This window comes from Microcoleus sp. Pol14D4 (assembly GCF_036701245.1).
In the GTDB taxonomy this organism is placed as follows: domain Bacteria; phylum Cyanobacteriota; class Cyanobacteriia; order Cyanobacteriales; family Microcoleaceae; genus Microcoleus.
This window is the reverse complement of the sequence record NZ_JAUBQM010000152.1, coordinates 1-5,382: the sequence shown is the minus strand read 5'-3', so window position 1 is coordinate 5,382 and position 5,382 is coordinate 1. Positions and strand designations below refer to the sequence as shown.

The window sequence follows — 5,382 nt, the reverse complement described above, 5'->3', positions numbered from 1 at the left end:
TGGCTCAGGTTTTTGGTGCTGATAATTCTCTGACTTCTCTCGATTTTCTCACTCTTTCGAGTTAAGATAAAAGCGCATTTAATTCGCTAAGTTTTTTCGATATTCTCCCAACTCGGTTTGTTACATAAGCCGGGTTTTTTATTTTCCACAATTACCCAAATCAAGCAAGTTCTTGAATTCTTTAGTTTGTCAACTTATCGAAAAGTCTAAAAGGGGTTTTAGTGAATAATTAAGAACCGGCAAAAGCCAACAAACGCAGTTTGTAACTACAAGATTTACTACCTTTTTTTTGAGGGAATAGATATCCTCTTATATCCTGCTGATTGACTATTATTAAATGATTTTTGATAATGAGTCACGTCCTACCAAGAGTCAAAAAAACTATATTATAAATAACCAATATAAAAGCGAACAATTATCAACTATTTTTGGGTAGAAAATATCGCATTTTACAGCGTATGTGCGTACATTCTGTACGTTTTTTCCATGTAAAAATAATTTAGCGGTAACTCAGGTTTGGCTAAAAAAATGCCTGATTTCGCAGGTAAACACAGCGAACTGCTACTTTGGGAAGATGTCGATCAAAAAAAAATCGCAGTAAATAGAACTTGTTAACTATGCGAAACCGAGAAATTAGCAATTAACAATTTCTTATTAGCAATTAACAATACTATCTACCATTGAAGATGGACATTTTACAAGTCAAGGAGCTATGTAACTCATGAAAAATTTAGGGTGCAACTACTCTTCGCTAATTCACCAATCAAGTTGCGATCGCCGCGACAAAGAGTCCATAAAAGCTTCTTTGATTGGGACGCCCTTAGTCGGGGATGTGGAGATCGATGTTTCCTGTTTAGCAAAAGAGAGTTGCGGCGTCAAGACTAAACATAAAAAACATTTAGTTTGCATCGACCCAAGGGTAGAGAATTATCAGCATCTTACCAGCGGAGTAAAACCAGGGACAGAGATAATTGTCCTCGATCGAACCCTGGACGGAGTAGAACAAATTACCGAGATTCTAGCTAAACGCAGCTTAATTGCCAGCCTTCAAATAGTTGCTCACGGCAATGAAGCTTCGGTGCAACTGGGGTCAACTTTACTGAAGAATGAAAACTTGCAAAAGTACGATCGGCATTTGCAAAAGTGGCGCAATGCCTTCAGGAAAAAAGCCGATATTTTATTATTAGCGTGTAAGGTTGGGGCTGGAAAATCCGGGATTGCTTTCGTGCGAAAGCTTAGAGAATTAACAGGCGCAAATATAGCTGCTTCTAACAATCTAATTGGCAGTGCAAAATTAGGAGGAAACTGGCAATTAAATGTTACAGCAGGACAAGTAAAAACCGCAATAGCCTTTGAAACAAAAACCCAGGAAACTTACAGCGCTATCCTCATTAGTTTAGTAGACGAAAGTTTTCAAGACGCACGTCTAATCGGGCCTTGGATCTCTGGGGTAACAGGCACGTCAGACGCTCCAGCTTTAACAGCAGGAACCGGAACGGAGAGTTTTCCGGGTTTGAACATAGATCCGGTCGGCAGCGGGGCGTTGAGATTAACTTCAAGAACTTTTGACCAATCCACTTTTGTTATCTATAACAGTCAGGTTCCAGTCAACAGCGGTCTTAACATTGTCTTCGATTTATTTGTCTACAACGGCACTGCACGTCCGAATTTAGCAGGGCGGACAGGTGATGGCATAAGTTTCTTTTTAATTGACGGTACGGTGACGCCAACAGTAGCTGGAGGCTATGGAGGGTCTCTCGGCTACGCCCAAAATACAGATACAAATCAGCCCGGTTTACTGGGAGGTTATTTAGGAATTGGATTGGATGAATTCGGAAATTTTTCAACTACAACTCAAGGGCGTGTAGGCGGAATTCCGGGGGGGCGTAGAGCAGATTCGGTAACGCTTCGAGGTAGCGAAGCTACGCAATATAACTTTTTAACTTCTACTTTTGTGCCGCAGGGAGTAGATAATATTCCAGATACCGTAAATCCCCTGCCTCCAAACGGGCCGATCAACGCACTTACTACCACTCGCGAAGCAGCCAGAAGAAGAGTTCAAATTATTTTGCAACCACCCAATTCTGCAACGCCAAACCGTCTCACGGTTAACTTCGATCTCAACAATAATGGTTCGTTTACAGATCAGGGCGAGACTATTATCGACATTGCCAATTTAGAGGAGATAAACGGGCCAATACCGGCAACATTCAAATTTGGTTTTGCTGGTTCAACGGGAGACGCAACAAATATTCACGACGTTCGCACTTTGTCTATCCAAACTATAGACGTGCCGCGGACTACGGCAGATGTTGCCTCAAGGAAAACAGGCCCGGCCGCAGCGGCACCGGGTAGCAGCATTACTTACACAATTACGACAGTAAATAACGGCCCGAACGACGCCGAAAACGTGGTGATTGAAGATCAATTGCCCGTCGGGGCAGTATTTGCTAGTGCCGAGGGCGACGGAACTTTCAACGCGACAACGAGACTGGTAACCTGGCCAACTATTCCGAATTTACCTGTTGGGGCTACCGCCACGCGCACCGTAACTGTTACGACCCCAACTACACTTGGCTCTATTACCAACAGTGTATTCAGCAGCAGCAGTACGATCGATCCGGTACCCGGTAACAACAGCGGCAGCAGCCCGGAGGCGCGAGTCACCACCACTATTACGAACGATAGCGCTGATGTAGTGACGGTCAAAACCGGACCCGCTACTGCAGCAGCCGGCTCGACTGTCACCTACACAATTACGGCAGCCAACAGTGGGCCGAGTGCGGCAACCAATGTGGCGATCGCCGACAGCATTGTTCCGGGTTTAACAGGAGTCAGCGTCTCCGACGGCGGAACTTACAACGAAACTACAGGTATTGTGACTTGGACGGCGATCGCATCCCTAGCCAGCGCAGCCAGTACCAACAGAACCGTCAGTTTCGCAGTTCCCGCCACCGGCGGCACCGTCGCCAACACTGCTAGCAGCACATCAACAAGCCTAGACCCCAATCCCGACAACAACAACGGCAGCAGCCCCCAAGCGCGAATCACCACCACTATCACCGATAGCGCTGATGTAGTGACGGTCAAAACCGGACCCGCTACTGCAGCAGCCGGCTCGAATGTCACCTACACAATTACGGCAGCTAACAGTGGGCCGAGTGCCGCAACCAATGTGGCGATCGCCGACAGCATTGTTCCGGGTTTAACAGGAGTCAGCGTCTCCGACGGCGGAACTTACAACGAAACTACAGGTATTGTGACTTGGACGGCGATCCCATCCCTAGCCAGCGCAGCCAGTACCAACAGAACCGTCAGTTTCACAGTTCCCGCCACCGGCGGCACCGTCGCCAACACTGCTAGCAGCACCTCAACGAGCCCCGACCCCAATCCTGACAACAACAACGGCAGCAGCCCCCAAGCGCGAATCACCACCACTATCACCGATAGCGCTGATGTAGTGACGGTCAAAACCGGGCCCGCTACGGCCACCCCTGGGTCAAATGTCACCTACACCATTCTCACTGAAAACAGAGGGCCCACTACCGCCACCAACATTACCGTTACAGATAGCATCGTTCCCGGTTTAACGGGCGTTACAGCGTCCAGCGGCGGTATTTACGACCCAGCCACAGGCATTGTCAGCTTTCCGCCCATTGCCAGCTTAGCTGACGGCGTGACCGTCAGCCGGACTGTCCGATTCCCAGTCCCGGCAACCGGCACTGTCAGCAACACGGCAAGAAGTACCTCAAACACGAATGACCCGAATCCCGCCAACAATAACGGCAGCGATCCCGGCGCAACTGTTACCACCAGCATCGCCTCACCCCCGACTCCGACTCCGACTCCCGCACCGACTCCGACTCCCGCCAACCAACCGCCGATAGCTAACAACGTCAACCTCGAAATCGCCCCCAGCAGCGCTGTGCCGATCGCAGGACTCGGAGGAAGCGACCCCGACGGCTCGATCGCATCCTTCACTATCAACACCGTCCCACCAGCCAATGAAGGGCTGATATTTTTAGGCAATCCCGATACTGGTGGCACGATTGTCACCGCGGGTCAAATTCTTACCCCTGCTGACATTGACCAATTATTTTTCCAATCGACAGCCAACTTTACCACCGCCAATTTCACCTACAGCGTTACAGACAACCAGGGCGCTACCAGCCCCGCCAGCGCTACTGTATCCGCGCTGCCGCCACAGCTAAACCTACCGCCGACAGCTAATAACGTCAACGTCGAGATCGCCCCCAGCAGCACTGTGCCGATCGCAGGACTCGGAGGAAGCGACCCCGACGGCTCGATCGCATCCTTCACCATTAACACCGTCCCACCAGCAAGTGAAGGGCTGATATTTTTAGGCAATCCCGAGACGGGCGGCACGATTGTCACCGCGGGTCAAATTCTGACACCTGCTGACATTAACCAATTATTTTTCCAATCGACAGCCAACTTTACCACCGCCAATTTCACCTACAGCGCTACAGACAACCAGGGCGCTACCAGCCCCGCCAGCGCTACTGTATCCGCGCTGCCGCCATTGCCAAACCTACCGCCAGAAGCAGCCCCGGTTAACCTCGAAATCGCCCCCAGCAGCACTGTGGCGATCGCAGGACTTGGAGGTACCGACCCCGACGGCTCGATCGCATCCTTCACCATTAACACCGTCCCACCTGCAAGTGAAGGGCTGATATTTTTAGGCAATCCCGATACTGGTGGCACGATTGTCACCGCTGGTCAAATTCTTACCCCTGCTGACATTAACCAATTATTTTTCCAATCGACAGCCAACTTTACCACCGCCAATTTCACCTACAGCGCTACAGACAACCAGGGCGCTACCAGCCCCGCCAGCGCCACTTTAACTGCCATTCCGGCGCCCGCACCAACACCGACACCCGCACCAGAACCAACACCGACACCCGTCCCAGAACCAACACCGACACCCGCCCCCGAACCAACACCGACACCCGTCCCAGAACCAACACCAACACCCCCCGTCCCAACACCCACACCACCCATCCCAACACCAACACCCACACCACCCATCCCAACACCAACACCAACACCACCCATCCCAACACCAACACCACCCATCCCAACACCAACACCAACACCACCCATTCCAACACCAACACCACCCATTCCAACACCAACACCAGCGCAGGAACCAACACCAACACCAACACCAGCGCCAGAACCAACGCCTATATTCGGCCCAGTACCCGAACCCGATACCAGTTGCGGTTGCGACCCCTTGAAAGGGCCCCCGAACTTCACATTTATCCCGCCCCAGCCTTCTCAAATACTCAACTTCGACTCCAACGCCGCACAACTCATCGACATCCAAAACACCACCATCGGGACCGAGGGCAACGA

At 50.6% G+C, this 5,382-nt stretch carries 1 protein-coding gene; it reads left to right on the top strand.

Annotation, left to right across the window (positions count from 1 at the left end; all coding sequences use genetic code 11):
• Positions 1–721: 721 nt before the first annotated feature.
• On the top strand, positions 722–5,382 hold a 4,661-nt coding region (locus QUA33_RS27355; protein WP_333152815.1), incomplete at its 3' end, for a DUF4347 domain-containing protein.